Origin of the sequence: Candidatus Nitrosotenuis aquarius, assembly GCF_002787055.1 — an archaeon.
Lineage (GTDB): Archaea > Thermoproteota > Nitrososphaeria > Nitrososphaerales > Nitrosopumilaceae > Nitrosotenuis > Nitrosotenuis aquarius.
The window spans coordinates 818,426-834,478 of sequence record NZ_CP024808.1 but is presented as its reverse complement, the minus strand read 5'-3'; the positions used below and the strand labels follow the sequence as shown (position 1 = coordinate 834,478).

19 protein-coding genes and 1 tRNA gene are annotated in these 16,053 nt (G+C 43.4%); 19 read left to right on the top strand and 1 reads right to left on the bottom strand.

The window, feature by feature from the left end:
• Positions 1–4: 4 nt before the first annotated feature.
• From ftsY to NAQ_RS04925, 16 genes are all read left to right on the top strand, one after another.
• On the top strand, positions 5–1,330 hold the full coding sequence (gene ftsY / locus NAQ_RS05000) for a signal recognition particle-docking protein FtsY (RefSeq protein ID WP_100182520.1): 1,326 nt from the start codon (positions 5–7) through the stop codon (positions 1,328–1,330).
• The gene (gene argF, locus NAQ_RS04995) at positions 1,327–2,232 is read left to right on the top strand and encodes an ornithine carbamoyltransferase (protein WP_100182519.1); all 906 of its coding nucleotides are present in this window, start codon (positions 1,327–1,329) and stop codon (positions 2,230–2,232) included. The genes ftsY and argF overlap by 4 nt, the downstream gene beginning before the upstream one ends.
• 40 nt (positions 2,233–2,272) lie before the next feature.
• Positions 2,273–2,755, top strand: coding sequence for a 50S ribosomal protein L18 (locus NAQ_RS04990; protein ID WP_100182518.1), 483 nt, complete (start codon positions 2,273–2,275; stop codon positions 2,753–2,755).
• A 1-nt stretch (position 2,756) separates the two neighbouring features.
• The gene (locus NAQ_RS04985; protein ID WP_100182517.1) at positions 2,757–3,452 is read left to right on the top strand and encodes a 30S ribosomal protein S5; all 696 of its coding nucleotides are present in this window, start codon (positions 2,757–2,759) and stop codon (positions 3,450–3,452) included.
• Between the two features lie 5 nt (positions 3,453–3,457).
• A complete protein-coding gene (locus tag NAQ_RS04980) occupies positions 3,458–3,925 on the top strand; it encodes a 50S ribosomal protein L30 (protein WP_100183461.1) in 468 nt (155 codons plus the stop codon).
• Between the two features lies 1 nt (position 3,926).
• Complete coding sequence (locus tag NAQ_RS04975) at positions 3,927–4,349, top strand: uL15 family ribosomal protein (RefSeq protein ID WP_100182516.1); 423 nt, start codon at positions 3,927–3,929, stop codon at positions 4,347–4,349.
• Complete coding sequence (gene secY, locus NAQ_RS04970) at positions 4,342–5,772, top strand: preprotein translocase subunit SecY (protein ID WP_100182515.1); 1,431 nt, start codon at positions 4,342–4,344, stop codon at positions 5,770–5,772. Before NAQ_RS04975 ends, secY begins: the two co-directional genes overlap by 8 nt.
• Positions 5,759–6,337: an adenylate kinase gene (locus NAQ_RS04965; protein WP_100182514.1), complete on the top strand. Its 579-nt coding sequence runs from the start codon at positions 5,759–5,761 to the stop codon at positions 6,335–6,337. The genes secY and NAQ_RS04965 overlap by 14 nt, the downstream gene beginning before the upstream one ends.
• Before the next feature lies 1 nt (position 6,338).
• Complete coding sequence (locus NAQ_RS04960) at positions 6,339–6,953, top strand: EMC3/TMCO1 family protein (RefSeq protein ID WP_100182513.1); 615 nt, start codon at positions 6,339–6,341, stop codon at positions 6,951–6,953.
• A gap of 2 nt (positions 6,954–6,955) precedes the next feature.
• Positions 6,956–7,516 carry a cytidylate kinase-like family protein gene (locus tag NAQ_RS04955; protein ID WP_100182512.1) on the top strand — a complete coding sequence of 187 codons (561 nt, stop codon included), beginning with the start codon at positions 6,956–6,958 and terminating at the stop codon, positions 7,514–7,516.
• Complete coding sequence (locus NAQ_RS04950; RefSeq protein WP_100182511.1) at positions 7,513–8,508, top strand: RNA-guided pseudouridylation complex pseudouridine synthase subunit Cbf5; 996 nt, start codon at positions 7,513–7,515, stop codon at positions 8,506–8,508. Before NAQ_RS04955 ends, NAQ_RS04950 begins: the two co-directional genes overlap by 4 nt.
• Positions 8,509–8,519: 11 nt before the next feature.
• Complete coding sequence (locus NAQ_RS04945) at positions 8,520–8,939, top strand: hypothetical protein (RefSeq protein WP_162858653.1); 420 nt, start codon at positions 8,520–8,522, stop codon at positions 8,937–8,939.
• 38 nt (positions 8,940–8,977) lie between these two features.
• Complete coding sequence (locus NAQ_RS04940) at positions 8,978–10,066, top strand: inositol-3-phosphate synthase (protein ID WP_100182509.1); 1,089 nt, start codon at positions 8,978–8,980, stop codon at positions 10,064–10,066.
• Positions 10,067–10,117: 51 nt separating this feature from the next.
• A tRNA-Ser gene (locus NAQ_RS04935) sits at positions 10,118–10,217 on the top strand.
• 45 nt (positions 10,218–10,262) lie between these two features.
• Positions 10,263–11,540 carry an NAD(P)/FAD-dependent oxidoreductase gene (locus NAQ_RS04930; protein ID WP_245871755.1) on the top strand — a complete coding sequence of 426 codons (1,278 nt, stop codon included), beginning with the start codon at positions 10,263–10,265 and terminating at the stop codon, positions 11,538–11,540.
• A gap of 66 nt (positions 11,541–11,606) precedes the next feature.
• The gene (locus tag NAQ_RS04925; RefSeq protein ID WP_100183459.1) at positions 11,607–11,888 is read left to right on the top strand and encodes a hypothetical protein; all 282 of its coding nucleotides are present in this window, start codon (positions 11,607–11,609) and stop codon (positions 11,886–11,888) included.
• On the opposite strand, the gene NAQ_RS04920 is transcribed toward NAQ_RS04925, so the two are convergent.
• Positions 11,889–12,845, bottom strand: a complete 957-nt coding sequence (locus tag NAQ_RS04920; protein ID WP_100182508.1) for a 2-hydroxyacid dehydrogenase — start codon at positions 12,843–12,845, stop codon at positions 11,889–11,891. It abuts the gene before it with no gap.
• Between the two features lie 54 nt (positions 12,846–12,899).
• Here NAQ_RS04920 and NAQ_RS10110 point away from each other — a divergent pair, with 54 nt between their 5' ends.
• The 3 genes from NAQ_RS10110 to NAQ_RS04910 are packed head-to-tail and all read left to right on the top strand — an operon-like array spanning position 12,900 to position 15,939.
• The gene (locus NAQ_RS10110; protein ID WP_162858652.1) at positions 12,900–13,043 is read left to right on the top strand and encodes a hypothetical protein; all 144 of its coding nucleotides are present in this window, start codon (positions 12,900–12,902) and stop codon (positions 13,041–13,043) included.
• 45 nt (positions 13,044–13,088) lie between these two features.
• A complete protein-coding gene (locus NAQ_RS04915) occupies positions 13,089–14,993 on the top strand; it encodes a 2-oxoacid:ferredoxin oxidoreductase subunit alpha (RefSeq protein WP_100182507.1) in 1,905 nt (634 codons plus the stop codon).
• On the top strand, positions 14,983–15,939 hold the full coding sequence (locus tag NAQ_RS04910) for a 2-oxoacid:ferredoxin oxidoreductase subunit beta (RefSeq protein ID WP_100182506.1): 957 nt from the start codon (positions 14,983–14,985) through the stop codon (positions 15,937–15,939). Before NAQ_RS04915 ends, NAQ_RS04910 begins: the two co-directional genes overlap by 11 nt.
• The last annotated feature ends 114 nt before the right edge of the window (positions 15,940–16,053 follow it).

Genomic DNA, 16,053 nt, shown 5'->3' with positions numbered 1-16,053 from the left:
TATTATGTTTGACAAATTACGAAATGCGTTCTCGTCAGTTGCTAAATCGTTTAGCGAAAAAGAGCTAAAGGCAAGTGACATTGATGATGTTTTATTCCAGCTAGAAATCGCATTAATGGAATCAGATGTTGCAACAGAGGTAATCGACTCTATCAAGGCGGACCTGAAAAAAACACTAACCGGCACATCGGTCGACAAAAGCCAAATTGAAAAATTCATCAAGGAAAATCTGATTGGAACAATTTCTGCATTATTTGATGAAGCAGGAGCTGTGGATCTTTTTGCCAAAATCAATTCCAAAAAGACAACAAATGAGCCTTGCATTGTTTTGTTTGTTGGAATCAACGGCACTGGAAAAACCACAACACTTGCCAAGATTGCATATCTTCTAAAACAAAACAAGTTTTCTGTTGTTATTGCGGCAGCTGATACATTTCGAGCAGGCGCAATTGAGCAGCTAACAGAGCACGCAAATCGACTCAACATCAAAACCGTAGCACAAAACTATGGTGCAGACCCGGCTGCCGTTGCACGTGATGCAGTTCTTTACGCAAAGTCTCACAAAATTGACTGTGTTCTAATTGATACTGCCGGTCGAATGCAGACAAGCAAAAACCTGATGGAACAAATCGAGAAAATCACCAAAGTTGTAAATCCTGATTTGAAAATCTTCGTGGGTGATTCGCTTGCAGGAAACGACACTGTCAATCAAGCGCGCGAATTTTTCCAGCACACAAAATTTGATGGCGCTATTCTGACAAAAAGCGATGCAGATGCACGAGGCGGTGCGGCATTATCCATTGTCAAAATCACTGCAAAGCCTGTCATGTATGTGGGCATGGGTCAAGAATATGCGGATCTGAGGCCTTTTGATAAGAAACTATTCCTAGAGACTGTCTTTGGCGAAGGTTTTACTGCGGTGATACCAGAACCAAAACCAGAACCAAAACCAGAACCAAAACCAGAACCAAAACCAGAACCAAAACCAGAACCAAAACCAGAACCAAAACCAGAACCAAAACCAGAACCAAAGAAGAAGAAAAGCGACGATCCCTTCGAAGGAATCTCAGACACAGACATTTCCAAATATGCAGACCTCTACGATGTTCCGCCCCCAGAAACTGATGATGATGCATTTGATATGGCTGAGAAAATCCAAAAATGGATTGCAAGCGGCCGTCCAAAGCCAGGCCAAGAAAAGAAGGTAGAGAAACCAGAAGAGGAACCAGAGGAAGAACCAGAAGACATGGAAGAAGAAAAAGAAGACAAGATTAAAGAAAAGGATGAAAAGCCAAAGAAGAAAGGACTTTTCGGTTGGTTAAAGAAATGATCAAAACTAAAGACGTCTTGACACTAGGCGAGCTAGACAAAAAAGAAATCACTCAAACAATCGATCTTGCAATCAAGCTAAAAAAAGATCGCAAAAAGGGAATTGCAAAGCCGTTACTCAAAAACAAAACACTTGCAATGATATTTCAAAAGCCATCGACTCGAACGCGAATAAGCTTTGAAACTGGAATGTTCCAGCTGGGCGGTCACGCAATCAACCTGTCCGCTCAAGATCTGCAGATTTCGCGAGGCGAGACAATCGAAGACACTGCAAAAACTCTGTCACGATACGTCGATGTCGTAATGGCGCGAGTTTATGAGCACTCTACATTAGTGTCATTGGCAGAAAACGCAACCATACCAATAATCAATGGACTATCAAATTCCTATCACCCGTGCCAGATTCTGGCCGACCTTATGACAATAAAGGAAAAGAAAGGAAAGATCGACGGATTGCACCTAGCATGGATCGGCGATGGAAACAATGTCTGCAATTCAATGATAATTGGTTGCTCAAAGGTTGGAATATCAATGTCAATTGCAACACCCAAAGAGTTTGCGCCAGACTCAACCTTGGTAAAACAATGCAAAAAACACGTCGACATTGATCTGGGCCAAGATCCAAACAAGGCAGCAAAGAATGCAGACATCATAGTCACAGACACATTTGTCTCAATTCACGACAATCCAAAACGACTCAAGCAATTCCTTCCAAAGTATCAAGTCAACTCTGCATTAATGGCAAAAGCAAAAGACTCTTGCATCTTTATGCACTGCCTTCCAGCAAAGAGGGATCAAGAAGTAACATCGGATGTAATTGACGGCCCGCAATCTGTAGTGTGGGATGAAGCAGAGAATCGACTGCATTCGCAAAAAGCGTTACTTGCGTCGTTGCGCATCTAATCGTTTATAAGAGCAACTTCAAGAGTTCACCAATATCGCAATGGCTTATTCAGTAATACTACGACGATTACGTGAGGAGAAGACCAACTATAAAAAGCGCAAGCTAATGCTCATGAGCCGCGCAGACTTTGTTACAGTTCAGATCTCAAATGAAAACACACTGGTCCAAATCCACAAGCCACAATTCACAGGCGACAAGGTAGTCGCATCAGCACATTCAAGATTTCTAATTTCTCAAGGCTGGAAAGGCTCAAGAAAGAACGTCCCAGCAGCTTATCTTACGGGTTACATGGCAGGAAAAAAGGCACTTGCCTCCGGAACAACTAGCGCAATTTTGTACAGCGGCACCAGAAAATACACACAAAGAATGGCAGCCGCCCTCAAAGGAGTAATCGATGCAGGACTAGAAATTCCGGCAAGCGAGGAAACTCTGCCAGCCAACGAGCGAATCAACGGAGAGCATCTCAAAGTAAAAAACGACATTGCAAAAATAAAGTCAGCAATTGACAGTGGAGCAAAGTAAAATGAGCCAAACCACACAAAACCAAAGACAAGACAGGCCACACGGAGACAGACCACCACGAGGCGACAGGCCACCAAGACAGGGAAGAGGCCCAAGAAAAGAAGAAGAGGCACCATGGGTACCACGAACCGAGCTTGGCAAAAAGGTGGCAGCAGGCCTAATTACTGACATGAATGAAATTTACTCTCAAGGACTACGAATTCAAGAAGCAGGAATCATCAAAAAACTACTGCCGGATCTGAAAAGCGAGGTAATCGACGTTGGCATGGTGCAAAAAATGACACCAAACGGCCAGCAAACTAAGTTCAAGGCGCTAGTTGCAGCAGGAAACGAAAACGGCTGGCTAGGAATTGGACAGGGAAAATCAAAACAAATGAGAGTTGCAATCGAAAAGGCAACAACTAATGCTTATCTTAACGTCAGCCCAATCAAACTAGGTTGTGGAAGCTGGGAATGCAGATGCGACCAATCCCACTCTGTACCGTTTAAAGTGCGAGGCAAAGGCGGAAGCGTCGTAGTCGAAATTGTACCGGCACCAAGAGGCCTTGGTCTTGTAGCAGGAGGCAAAATCAGAAACCTCCTCAAGCTAGCAGGACTAAAGGACGCATGGACCACAGCAAAGGGCTCTACTGCAACGATGAACTCTACGTCAAAGGCAATCCTAGAATGTCTAAGGCAGACATTTAGTCAAGGTTGAGCAAAATGGCAAAGGCATACCTCGTTGTTAGAATGACTGGACAAATCAACGTCCCACACTGGGCAAAAAACACCATGACATTACTAAAACTAGACAAAAAATTCAGAGCAACAATCATTCCAGCCAAAGACAACACACTTGGAATGCTAAACAGAGTAAAGCACTATGTTTCTTGGCAAGAAGTCAGCGCAGACATTGCAAAAGAATTATTCAGCAAAAAGGGAAGAAAGTCAGGATACAAAAAAATTACAAACGAGGACTTGACACCACTGGGCTTCAAATCAATTGACGATCTTGCATCATCTGTTTCTGAAGGTAAAACATCTATGAATAAAATCAAACCAATCAAACCTTGGTTTGCACTTGCTCCACCAAAGAAGGGCTTTAAGCGAAGCACCAGAAAAACATACGGCGAAGGTGGAGTGCTAGGACAAAACAAAGAGCTAGTCGAGCTTGTAAGGAGCATGATCTGAGTTGGCAACACGATTCCGCAAGACAAGAAAGTTCCGCGGCTCCAGAACACACGGCTGGGGACAAATCGGCCAACACAGAGCAAGCGGCCACAAAGGAGGACTTGGACAGTCTGGCATGCACAAGCACCTGTTCAGCTCTTTACTCAAAGACGATCCTGATCACTTTGGTCACGATTCTACTCATCCACCTCACCCGATCATCACCAAAAAATGGACCAGTGTAAGAGACCTAGACGACATTTTCGCAAAACACGGCAAACAAGAGGGCGGCAAAAAACTGCTTGACCTTGCAAGCCTTGGGTACGATAAACTTCTTGGCGGTGGGCAAACAAAGAATGCCTATTCTGTCAAAATCGAAAGATACACTGAATCTGCAGCAGAAAAGATCAAAAAGGCCGGGGGCGAGGTGTTAGCTGTTGACTGAGAACACCACAACTGGAATCATCAAGCGTATTGTAGAAAAAACAGAACCATATCTGGTTCAGGTTCCAAAACCAAAAAAGAAACTATCGCTTCCAACCAGACTTATTTGGTGCGGAATGGCACTACTGATTTACCAAGTTATGGGCCAGACTCCTCTTTTTGGAGCAACGGCACCCCAGTTTGACTTTTTGGCATTTGCTAGAGTAATTTTCGCATCCCAACAAGGAACGCTAGTCGAACTAGGAATCGGACCCATAGTCACTGCAGGACTCTTGATGCAGCTGCTAAAGGGATCTGAGATTCTCAAGTTCGACTTTACCAAGCCAGACGAGCGAGGAGTGTTCCAAACAGCAACAAAGCTAGTCACCTATATCGTAATTGTAGTAGAATCAATAGTGTATGCCATAGCAGTGTATGGGCCAGGTATTGCAAACCCAAGCGTATTGTATGTTATAATTGGACAGCTAATTGCGGCATCTGTTATCATCATGTTCCTAGACGAGCTAATCCAGAAAGGATGGGGTCTTGGCAGCGGAATCAGTCTGTTTATCATGGCAGGCGTAGCCCAGCAGATTCTGTGGAGTATTTTCAGTCCACTGCCTGCGGGTGACGGTGGGCTAATTGGCATTGCGCCGTTTGTAGCCCAGTCGTTTGCACAGGGCGACATTTCCAGTATTTTCTTTAGGTCTAATCAATTACCAAGCTTGTTCGGCCTTGGAATTACGGCAGGAATCTTGCTAATTCTGGTATATACGCAGGCAATCAAAGTCGAAATCCCAATCGTATCTACAAAGTATAGGGGATTCTCCGCTACTTATCCAATCAAACTCATGTATGTATCTAACATCCCGGTAATCTTGGCCTCAGCGCTTACCGCAAACGCCATATTCATCGGGCAGATGATGTGGGCAAACTTTAACCCAAGAAACAACAACGCATTGTTCAACTTTTTAGCCCAGTTTGATCCGCAAAGCCCATCAACTCCAATTGGCGGCCTAGTATACTATATCACACCACCAAGAGGCCTAGACTTGGCAGCATTGGATCCGCTAAGGGCAGTGGCCTATGTTCTGTTTATGATTGGAATTGTCGTAGTATTTGGAAGACTGTGGGTTGAGCTTGGAGGATTGTCACCCAAGAGCGCGGCAAAGAACCTCTTGGATGCAGATGTCCAAGTCCCAGGATTTAGAAGATCAAACCAACCAGTAGAGTCGCTACTTGCCAAGTACATCCCATCTGTTACAATTATTGGCTCTGCAATATTGGGCGCCCTGGCAGGTGCATCGGACGTGCTTGGAGTATTTGGAACAGGTATTGGAATCCTCCTGATGGTCGATATTCTGATCAACTACTATCAACAGCTAGTTCGAGAACAAGTCGAAGTCGTCATGCCTCGTCTGGGTGCTTTGCTTGGCAGAAAGTAAAAAAGTAGTAATCGTAGGCATTGCCGGCGCAGGCAAAACAACACTTGTATCAAAAATAGTTGAGGTTCTCAAAAGCAAAAACAAAAGCGTCAGCGTTCATAGCTTTGGCACAGTAATGTTTGAAGAGGCAAAAAAGCTTGGAATCGAAAACCGAGACGAACTCCGAAAGCTAGCAGTAGACGAGCAAAAACAACTCCAGGCAATGGCTGCCAAAAAAATTGCAGCAATGTCCGATGATCTGGTCATAATTGACACCCACGCATTCATCTCCACAAAGGAGGGATTTTACCCAGGATTGCCATACCCAGTCTTGGAACTGCTAAGGCCGGCAAATTTCATCGCAGTCTCTGCAAGGCCAGAGGAGATCTACAACCGAAGAATGAAGGACAGCACAAGACACCGAGACATTATATCCATAGATAACATCAAAAAAGAGCTTGCAGTCCAAGACGCAATGCTTTCTAGCTGCGTAGTTCTTACCGGCTCACCGATGAAATCAGTCTTAAACACAGAAGGAAAGGTTGAAGAAGCTGCTCTTGAGGTAATAAACGCAATAGGTCTCTAAAATGGAATTCATAGTTTTGCAATTTCTGGAATCGATCTTTTTGCAAGGTGATCTCTTTGGGATGCACCAAGGCCCACTTGGTAGCGCAGACCCACTAGTCAAAGGAATAATTCCATCCATGTTTGGAATCTTGGGATTCTCAATTCTGTTGAATCTATTCAATGCAGTAGTACGACGCAAGCTAGTCGACCAAGAAAAACTCCAGCGAATAATGAAGGAAACCAGAGCCTGGCAAAAAGAAAGAATGGCTGCCTTTAGATCAAAGGATGCCGAAAAACAGGCAGAGCTCAACAAAAAGTCAGCCTACATGACTCGACTAAACCAGGAAATGATGCAGATGAACATGCGCCCAATGATGATTACGTTTGTACCACTGATTCTGATCTTCTATTTTGTCCTGCCGCCACTGTTTGCATACACTGTAGCGTTATCTCCTATCTCTTTGAATATCATTCCCGGTGACTTCTTTTCGCTGACGTGTCCAGCAGATAAAATCGATGGAAAAATCTGTCATAATGAACATGATGTTTATTTCTGGGCTTGGTATTTTCTTGGTTCAATTGCGTTTAGCGGCATAATAATGAAGATCACCAAGACCTCGATGGATCTTACCTAGCTTTGCAAAAATCAATTATTATCTCAGGACCACCTGCCATCGGCAAGACTACAGTAGCAAAGGGCCTAGCACAAGAATTTGGAATGAAAAATCTTAGCGGCGGTGACGTCCTCAAGGAAATGGCCCAAGAAAAAGGATTCCAGACAAAAGGCGATGACTGGTGGGATACCGACGAGGGAATGAAGTTTCTCTCACAAAGAAAAGACAATTACGAATTTGACAAAAAGGTAGATGAAAAGCTAAAGGAAATATTCCAAAAGGGTGGCGCAGTAATCACAAGCTACACCCTACCATGGCTTGTCTCCGGCGGAATCAAAATCTGGCTTGGCGGAAGCAGGCAAAACAGCGCAAAGAGAATGCAAGCCCGGGACAACATGGAATTATCAAACGCACTAGACATTGTAAAAAAACGATACGAGGAAAACCGAGCATTATACAAAAAACTCTACGGATTTGATTTTGGCGAAGACCTCTCAGTCTTTGATATCATAATCAACACTGACGGCCTCGATGCCAATGCAGTCCTGGATACAGCAATACAAAAGGTAAGGGATCTTTCTTGAGCCTGCCGCAACTCCAAAACCTGCTCCAAATAGACCAGGATATCACAAATGACGCCTATGGAATACCATATGACAAAAGATCAGTCAAAGACCTCCTAAACTACGGCCTGATTCTTCTGGACAAACCACCTGGACCCACAAGCCATGAAACAGTTGCCTGGGCAAAGCGAATTCTCAAGCTACCAAAGATTGGCCACAGCGGAACACTAGACCCGCAAGTCTCAGGAGTCCTACCACTGGGACTAGGCGAGGCGACAAAGGCACTGGGAGTTTTGCTTATGGGACCCAAAGAATACTATGGCCTAGGACGACTGCACTCAGAACCAAACAAGGAAAAACTCACATCAGTACTAAAATTATTCATCGGAGAAATCTACCAAAAGCCCCCGCAGCGCTCTGCAGTCTTGCGCCAAACAAGGACAAGAACAATCTATGAATTAGAAGTAGTAGAGCAAAAAGAGCGATTATTGTTATTGCGGGTCTTATGCGAGGCAGGAACCTACATCAGAAAGCTATACTATGATATTGGAGAAATCCTTGGCCCAGGCGCCACCATGGTAGAGTTGAGACGATCCCGAGTGCACCAGTTCCACGAATCCCAGCTGGTGACACTGCACGAGGTAGCAGACGCCTTTGCAACATGGGAGGAAAAAAACGATGATTCCAAGCTCAAAAAAATAATTCTGCCAATAGAATATGCACTGACTGAAATAAAATCAGTAGTAATTCGGGATTCTGCAGTCGATGCGCTGTGCCATGGAGCCCAGCTGGCAATTCCAGGAATTTTGCAGCTTTCCCCAAATATCAAAAAGGGCGACCTAGTCGGCATTTACACGCAAAAAGGCGAGGTGGTGGCTCTGGCAGAATCAATGATGAGCACGGACGAAATCAAGGATGCAGTAAAAGGCTATGCGTTTCAGACAAGGCGAATCATAATGGCGCCAAACACATATCCTAAAAGCTGGCGCACAAAACCAAAACCAGAGCAATGATTCCAAAAAGCTTGGCCATCTGTGTGATAACTGGGGTATTAGCTGCCGCAATACTTGGAGCATACCTGCAACAATTAAACTCAAAAAATGTTGTCTTTGTCCAGGGCCCTTCGGTCTCAGGCCATGTGGAACAAAACAGCTACAAGCTTGGCGACACAATACAAATTCATATAGTTAATTCAGGAACAACAAAGATTGCATTCTCAGACGACTCGCCTGGAATAATAGTGCGAGCGTTGGATGGAACCGTATTTTTCACAACAACACTATCGGAACAACTAGAGCCTGCACAAAAACACACCTTTGAGTGGAACCAACAAAAAAACGACAATTCCAAAATCCTAGAAGGACGATACGTAATTGAAATAATTGCACATGACGAGTCCGGCAAGCGCATCTCCGACAGCTTTACACTGGATCTGCTCAAGTAGGAAAACTTAAAACGCGTTTAGCGAGAACAAGTCTAGGTTTGGCAAAAATCAAAGTAGGTCTTGTGGGGATAGGCAACTGTTTTTCCGGCCTAATTCAGGGTATTGAATACTATAGGCAAAATCCAAGGCAAAAGGTAATTGGAATAATGCATGAAAAAATCACCAAATATTCGATTCATGATTTAGACTTTGTAGCAGGCTTTGATGTTGGAAACAACAAGATAGGCAAGACAATCAACGAGGCAATTTACGAATACCCAAACATGGTCAACTGGGTTCCAAAAAACAAGATGCCAAAAACAAAGGCAGAGGTATACGAAAGCCCGGCACTGGACGGCGTTGGAATCTGGGTTGAAAACAGGGTCAAGCCAATCAAATCCAAAAAGTCAACTGACCAGCTGAAAAAAGAAATCAAAAAGACAATAGAAAAAACCGGCGCCGAAATCATTGTATCGTATTTGCCAGTAGGATCAGACAAGGCAACCCAGTTCTGGGCCCAGATGTGCCTTGACACAAATACCGCATTTGTAAATTGCATTCCATCATTTATTGCGTCTGACAAAAAATGGGGCGCAAAGTTTGCGGCAAAAAAGCTTCCGGTGGTGGGAGACGACATCAAAGGACAGGTTGGAGCAACAATTGTACACAGAACACTTGCAAAATTATGCGATGATCGAGGAACCAAAATAGAAAAGACATACCAGATAAACGTCGGCGGCAACACCGATTTTCTGAACATGAAAGAGCAAGAGCGACTAGTAAGCAAGAGAATCTCCAAAACAGAAAGTGTCCAATCACAATTATCGCAAAGACTGGCAGACGACCAAATCTATGTCGGGCCGTCAGACTTTATCCCATTTTTAGGAAATACAAAACTAATGTTCATGAGAATAGAGGGACGCCAGTGGGCAAACATACCATACAACATGGAAGTTCGACTAGAGGTAGACGACAAGGCAAACTCGGCAGGTATAGTAATTGATGCAGCAAGACTGGCCAAAATAGCACTGGAGAGAAAAATGGGCGGGCCAATAATTCCGGCATGCGCATATTTGATGAAGCATCCTCCAAGACAGATGAGTGATCCCCAGGCAAAGGCAGCCCTTGAGGATTTCATTAAAGGATAATCACCTATTATATAATGAATAATTTGTTAGAATTTTTGTCGCAAGACTAGTGCCGGGGTCGCCTAGCCTGGTAGGGCGCGCGCCTGGAAATTACACAAACCATAAAGCGCGTACTCGCAAGGGTTCGAGAGTTCAAATCTCTCTCCCGGCGCCTTTTTTCATAATCAATTAATGATTGTGGTATTGTATTGTATCATTGAAGTTTGATGTCGCAATAATTGGCGGGGGGATCCTGGGCATCACTATATCCTATTGGCTCTCTGCTCTTACCAATCACAAAGTATGCGTAATTGAAAAAGAAGACAGGGTGGCAGCTCACGCCAGCAGCAGAAACACGGGAGTTGTACACTCGCCATTTTACCTAGACCCGCAAAAAAAGAAAAAAATTGCCAAGGCTGCCTTGCAGTCACATGATCTGTGGCAAACTTTTGCAAAAAAGCACAACATTCAATGGAAGGACACTGGCACAATAGAAATTGCACTGGACGAATCCCAGCACCACACGCTAGAAAAATACCTAAAATGGGGCACACAAAATGGACTTGCAGAATCTGATCTGCAATTATTAGATCACACACAAATAACACAAAGGGAGCCAAACGTAAAATGCCATTCCGGGATTTACTGCAAAAAAGATGCATCAACTAGTTATGGGATGCTCACCGAACAGCTATCTCTGGAATCCAAGCAAAACGGAACACAATTTCTCTTCTCACATATGGTGCAAAAAATAAAAAACAACACAATATTTTTTGCAAATAAAAAATCAATTGAATTTGATTTTCTGATAAACTGCGCAGGCGGATACTCACTAGACATAGCAAAACAGCTAGGCCTGGCAAGGGAATACTCGAATCTTCACTTTAGGGGAGAATACTGGAAAATAGCACCACAGTATGCGGATCTGGTTGGCACAAACATTTACACCGTGGCAAAATTTGCCAGCTTTCCATTCTTAGATCCGCACTGGATCAGGCGCGCAGACGGTACAGTAGAAATTGGACCAAATGCCGTACCAGTATCGGATCCAGAGGCATATTCTGGAATCGGCGGTGTGTCAAAGACAGCATCAAAATTAGGCCAGATAATTTCTGGCAGCTCAAAAAAGCTGTTATTCAATTCAGAATTTTTATCTCTGGTATCAAAAGAGTGGAAGAGCTCTATTTCCAAAAATGCAATGGTGAGACACGTCAAGGAATTCATCCCAAAAATAAAGCCCCAGTATTTTACTTCACGAGGAACCGCGGGAATACGCACCCCAATAATTACAAAAAACGGAACATTCCTGCCAGAAACTCTGGAATTACAGTCTAGTAATTCCCTGCATATTATTAATTACAATTCGCCTGGCGCAACTGGGGCGCCTGCATATTCGGCATATCTAGTACAACAATTATCAGATTCAGGAATAATAAAACTGGACAAGGCCCAAAAGCCACACGCCTGGAATTTTTCCAAGCTAGATTCTGCCTAGTTCCATGTGTAAAATATGGGGGGGGGGGGGGTACGTTTACATAGAATTTTCCCGGAATCTTTCTTGTTGCTGCCAGACAGGTGCTCAATTAAAGAACAAGGACGACAGTGCGTCAATCCTCCAGAATTTGTCATATCTATTTTGGCACAAAAAGACGAATACATGGTAGGCGTTACATGCGCAAAACACAAGGACACAATTTACCAAAAACTTGGAGACCTGCAAAAGGCCGGCTCTGTTCCACAGGGACAAATAAAGTTTGAAACACTAAAGCCAGTTGGTACCGATTGCATCAAGGCAGATCCCGATGATCTGATTCAATTAAAATCAGTACGCGAGATGCTATAATTATACCGAATAGATCATTTTCTTTTTCTCCAGTCCCAAAATCAGATTCTGTATGGTTATTTGGGCCATCTTTGCGCGCGTTTCTGCAGAAGAGCTGCCAATGTGTGGTGCCAGTACCACATTTTGCATTCTTGTCAGCTTGTGGTTTTTCCCAATTGGTTCTTTTTCAAATACATCTAGGGCTGCACCTGCAATGATTTTTGCCTCCAGTGCTCTGACCAAATCTTTTTCATTGATTATCTTGCCTCGCGCAGTATTGATAAGAATAGCAGACTTTTTCATTTTTTTCATGGTCTTCAAATTCATGATGTGGTGAGTTTCTTTTCTGTACGGAGTGTGGATTGACAAAATGTCGCTGTTTTTTAGTAAATCATTGAATCTGACGTATTTGATTCCAAGTTTTCTTTCCTGGCTTTTTGGCAGCCGTGTCCTGGTATGGTATTGTATGCTCAAGCCAAAACCTTTGGCTCTTTTTACGACTGCCTGGCCTATTCGCCCCATGCCCAAAATCCCAAGTGTTTTCCCCTCCAGATCGACTCCAACATAGTCATGGGGCCCAAATATCTGGCGCCATCCTCCAGCACGAATTAGTCTGTCCCCCTCTGTTATTCTGCGCATCAAGTCCAAAATCAACCCAATGGTAAGATCCGCAGTAGCACCGGTCAGGACATCAGGCGTGTAGCCGATTTTGATGTTTTTTCTCTTTGCAGCATCCAAGTCAATGTGGTCGTATCCGACGCTATATGTGCTGATTACTTGGAGATTTTTTGCACTATCTATTATTTTTCTATCTATAGTATCATATGGAAAGCAGATGAGGCCGTCGACATTTTTTATTTTTTCAATTAGGATTTTTTTTGGCATTGGAATTTTGCCGTCATGGACGACAATTTTGTATCTTTTTTGAAGTTCTTTCATTGCAAAGTCGTGTAGTCTTCTGGTAAGGAGGATCTGCATCAAAGCAAAACTTGATCAAATCTTTATAAGATTTGTTGTGGTTACAATGGTAGCTTGGCTGACAAAAAAGATGAGGAGGAATTTGCCTTGTGCATAGAATGCGGCAATGCAATTGAAAAATGTGTCTGTGTGTGTCCTTATTGCGGCGAGCGCGACAAGTGCGAGTGTGCATTATTTGAGGCAGCAACCGGTGGTTAGGAAAATCATCCATATTCTTAAAAGCAAATAAGACCTACAGTCCTTGTGTCAACTGACATTTCCTGGTTAATTGGAGGCCCGCAGGGCAGTGGTGTAGAGTCTGCTGCCAACATTTTCTCCAGGGCATGCGCTTCCATGGGATATCATATCTTTGGCAAAAGGGAATTTTATTCCAACATCAAAGGCGAGCACAGCTATTTCATGGTGCGCGTCTCTGATGGAATAATTCGCTCCAATGTAGATGACATCACCCTGATGGTGGCATTTGATGCAGAGACAATCTTTCGCCATTATTCCGAGATGGCTCCAGATGGGGCAATAATCTATGATTCTGATATTGCACAAACCAAAATAGATGAAGTTCACACAATCGATTCCCAATACAAGTCAAGGCTGGAAAAGAGCCTAAAGCCCGCGCTTATAGTACAGGATGCACTGGATCATGCCAAAAATCGCGGGGCAAAATTATGCCCAATTTCGTTCAAGACCGTACTTGCTACGATGGCAGATGAGGCAAACAATCCACGGCTCAAGGCAATGATTAGGATGTATAATGTGCTTGGCGTTTCTTTTTCCCTAGGGATACTGAGGATGCCTCCTCAAACACTGCTCGAATCAATTGATGCAATATTTTCAAAAAAGAAGGCAATTGCAGATCTAAACAAGGGCGCAGCCACGTTTTCGTACAATTTTGCTGCAGCAAAGTTTCCTGATTTCAAATTCACACTAAAGCCGACTAGCAAAACACCTGATACCATACTTGTGCAGGGGTATCAGGGAACCGCATTGGGAAAGATGGCCTGCGGATGCAGATTCCAGCCATACTATCCAATCACTCCGGCATCAGATGAAAGCGTATTTTTGGAATCAAACGAAATAATAAATGTCAAAGACAATCGGCCAGGCTCTACTCTGGTAGTGCAGACAGAAGATGAAATCTCTGCAATAGGCATGACAATAGGTGGTGCGCTGACTGGAACAAGATCCGCAACATGCACATCCGGTCCAGGATTTTCATTAATGTCGGAGGCACTTGGATGGGCGGGAATAAACGAAGTGCCAATTGTTGTAACGCTATACCAAAGAAGCGGGCCTTCTACCGGCCTGCCGACAAGACACGGCCAAGATGATCTATTGTCTGCGGTTTATGCAGGACACGGGGAATTTCCAAGAATTGTCTATGCCTCTGGTGATGTCGAAGAAAGCTTTTACGATACAGCCAGATGCTTTAACTATTCAGAACAGTATCAGATGCCAGTAATACACATGATGGATAAATTCTTGGCAAGCTCTGTGATTACCTGCAAAAAATTCGATCTTGACAAAATAAAGATAAACCGAGGAAAACTATTGGAAAAACTAGCGCCAGATGCGAATTACAAGAGATTTGCATTTACCGATGATAACATCTCGCCTAGATCCAAGATAGGCCTTGAAAACGGAATTTTCTGGAACACTGGTGATGAAAGTGACGAGGCAGGCCACATCACTGAAGACCCGGAATTGAGAATCAAAATGATGGACAAACGCCAGTCAAAGCTGGACTATGTTCTCAAAACAATGCCTGACGAAGAGCAAGCAATGTCGTTTGGCATAGAACAAATATCTGTGATAAGCTGGGGCTCACCAAAGGGACCAATACTTGATGCCATACAAATGTTAAACAAGGAAAATATCAAAATTGGATTTGTACAGCTAAAACTGTTGCATCCGTTTCCAAAGGACTATCTGGGATTTTTGCTCAAAGACGTCAAAACCATAATAGACATAGAGGCAAACCACGTAGGACAGCTGGGCGAGATGCTAAAACAAAACATGCAAAAAAAGCCTGACTATTACATCCTAAAATACACTGGACGCACAATGACTAGCACGGAAATATACAATTCTATAAAAAACATAATAGATAACAAGGCAAAGCCAAGACAGGTGTTGACTCATGGCGCTTAAGCTAGGCGATTACAAAACCGATGTCCACAATGACTGGTGCCCGGGATGCGGAGACTTTGGCATAGTAAATGCAATTCAAATGTCCATGGCGGAAATGCAGATCCCTCGTCACAAGGCGGCAATATTTTCTGGCATTGGATGTTCTGGCAAGACTTCTCATTACATCAATGTAAACGGAGTCCACACATTGCATGGCAGAGTCTTAACATTTGCACAAGGAGCCAAGCTTGCAAATCCTGATCTCACTGTAATTGCAGTTGGTGGAGACGGTGACGGTCTTGGAATTGGTGCAGGACACTTTGTTGCGGCAGGTAGAAGAAATCTGGATATGACATATATCATATTTAACAATGGAGTTTACGGCCTGACAAAAGGGCAGGCATCGCCTACTCTGAAGCTTGGTGAAAAGACAAAATCACTTCCCTCTCCAAACACCAACTATAACGTAAACCCGATAGGCCTTGCAATTACAAGTGGGTTTACCTTTGTTGCGCGAAGCTATGCGTATGATGTAAGACATCTCAAAGATACCATAACCGCGGCAGTAAAACACAAGGGACTCTCGTTTATCGATGTGCTCCAGCCATGTCCTACATATAATGACATTAACACAAGGGACTGGTATGCTGGATTTGATGAGATCACAAAAATGACAAAGCCTAGAATCTACAAGCTTGAAGAAACAGGATATGATCCGGTAGTGCATTATGATGAAGAAATTGAGCTAAATGAAAAACTCACACAAGCACTGGTTCGTTCTTTGGAATGGGACACAAAAATTCCAATAGGTGTGTTTTACAAAAACGAAACAATTAGTCAATATGATAAAAGAATAACCGACAAAATCCCAAATTATGTGGAAAATCCACCGGCATCCCAGATAATTTCTTCAAGTGGTCATCCTACAACTGATCTTTCGGAAATTTTGAATTCATTATCAGTATAATTAGCTTGTAAAAGAAATATTAAATCACGTGTGTTAAACTATAATTTAACACGATATGAAACCTATTCATGAGTGTTGCTTGTATTATTAATAAAATCCCCAAACCTCGTGTTG

Excerpts from the sequence above, each read along its gene's own strand:
- ftsY (WP_100182520.1), top strand. The coding sequence starts at position 5 with ATGTTTGACAAATTACGAAATGCGTTCTCGTCAGTTGCTAAATCGTTT.
- argF (WP_100182519.1), top strand. The coding sequence starts at position 1,327 with ATGATCAAAACTAAAGACGTCTTGACACTAGGCGAGCTAGACAAAAAA.
- NAQ_RS04990 (WP_100182518.1), top strand. The coding sequence starts at position 2,273 with ATGGCTTATTCAGTAATACTACGACGATTACGTGAGGAGAAGACCAAC.
- NAQ_RS04985 (WP_100182517.1), top strand. The coding sequence starts at position 2,757 with ATGAGCCAAACCACACAAAACCAAAGACAAGACAGGCCACACGGAGAC.
- NAQ_RS04980 (WP_100183461.1), top strand. The coding sequence starts at position 3,458 with ATGGCAAAGGCATACCTCGTTGTTAGAATGACTGGACAAATCAACGTC.
- NAQ_RS04960 (WP_100182513.1), top strand. The coding sequence starts at position 6,339 with ATGGAATTCATAGTTTTGCAATTTCTGGAATCGATCTTTTTGCAAGGT.
- NAQ_RS04920 (WP_100182508.1), bottom strand. The coding sequence starts at position 12,845 with ATGCAGATCCTCCTTACCAGAAGACTACACGACTTTGCAATGAAAGAA.
- NAQ_RS04910 (WP_100182506.1), top strand. The coding sequence starts at position 14,983 with ATGGCGCTTAAGCTAGGCGATTACAAAACCGATGTCCACAATGACTGG.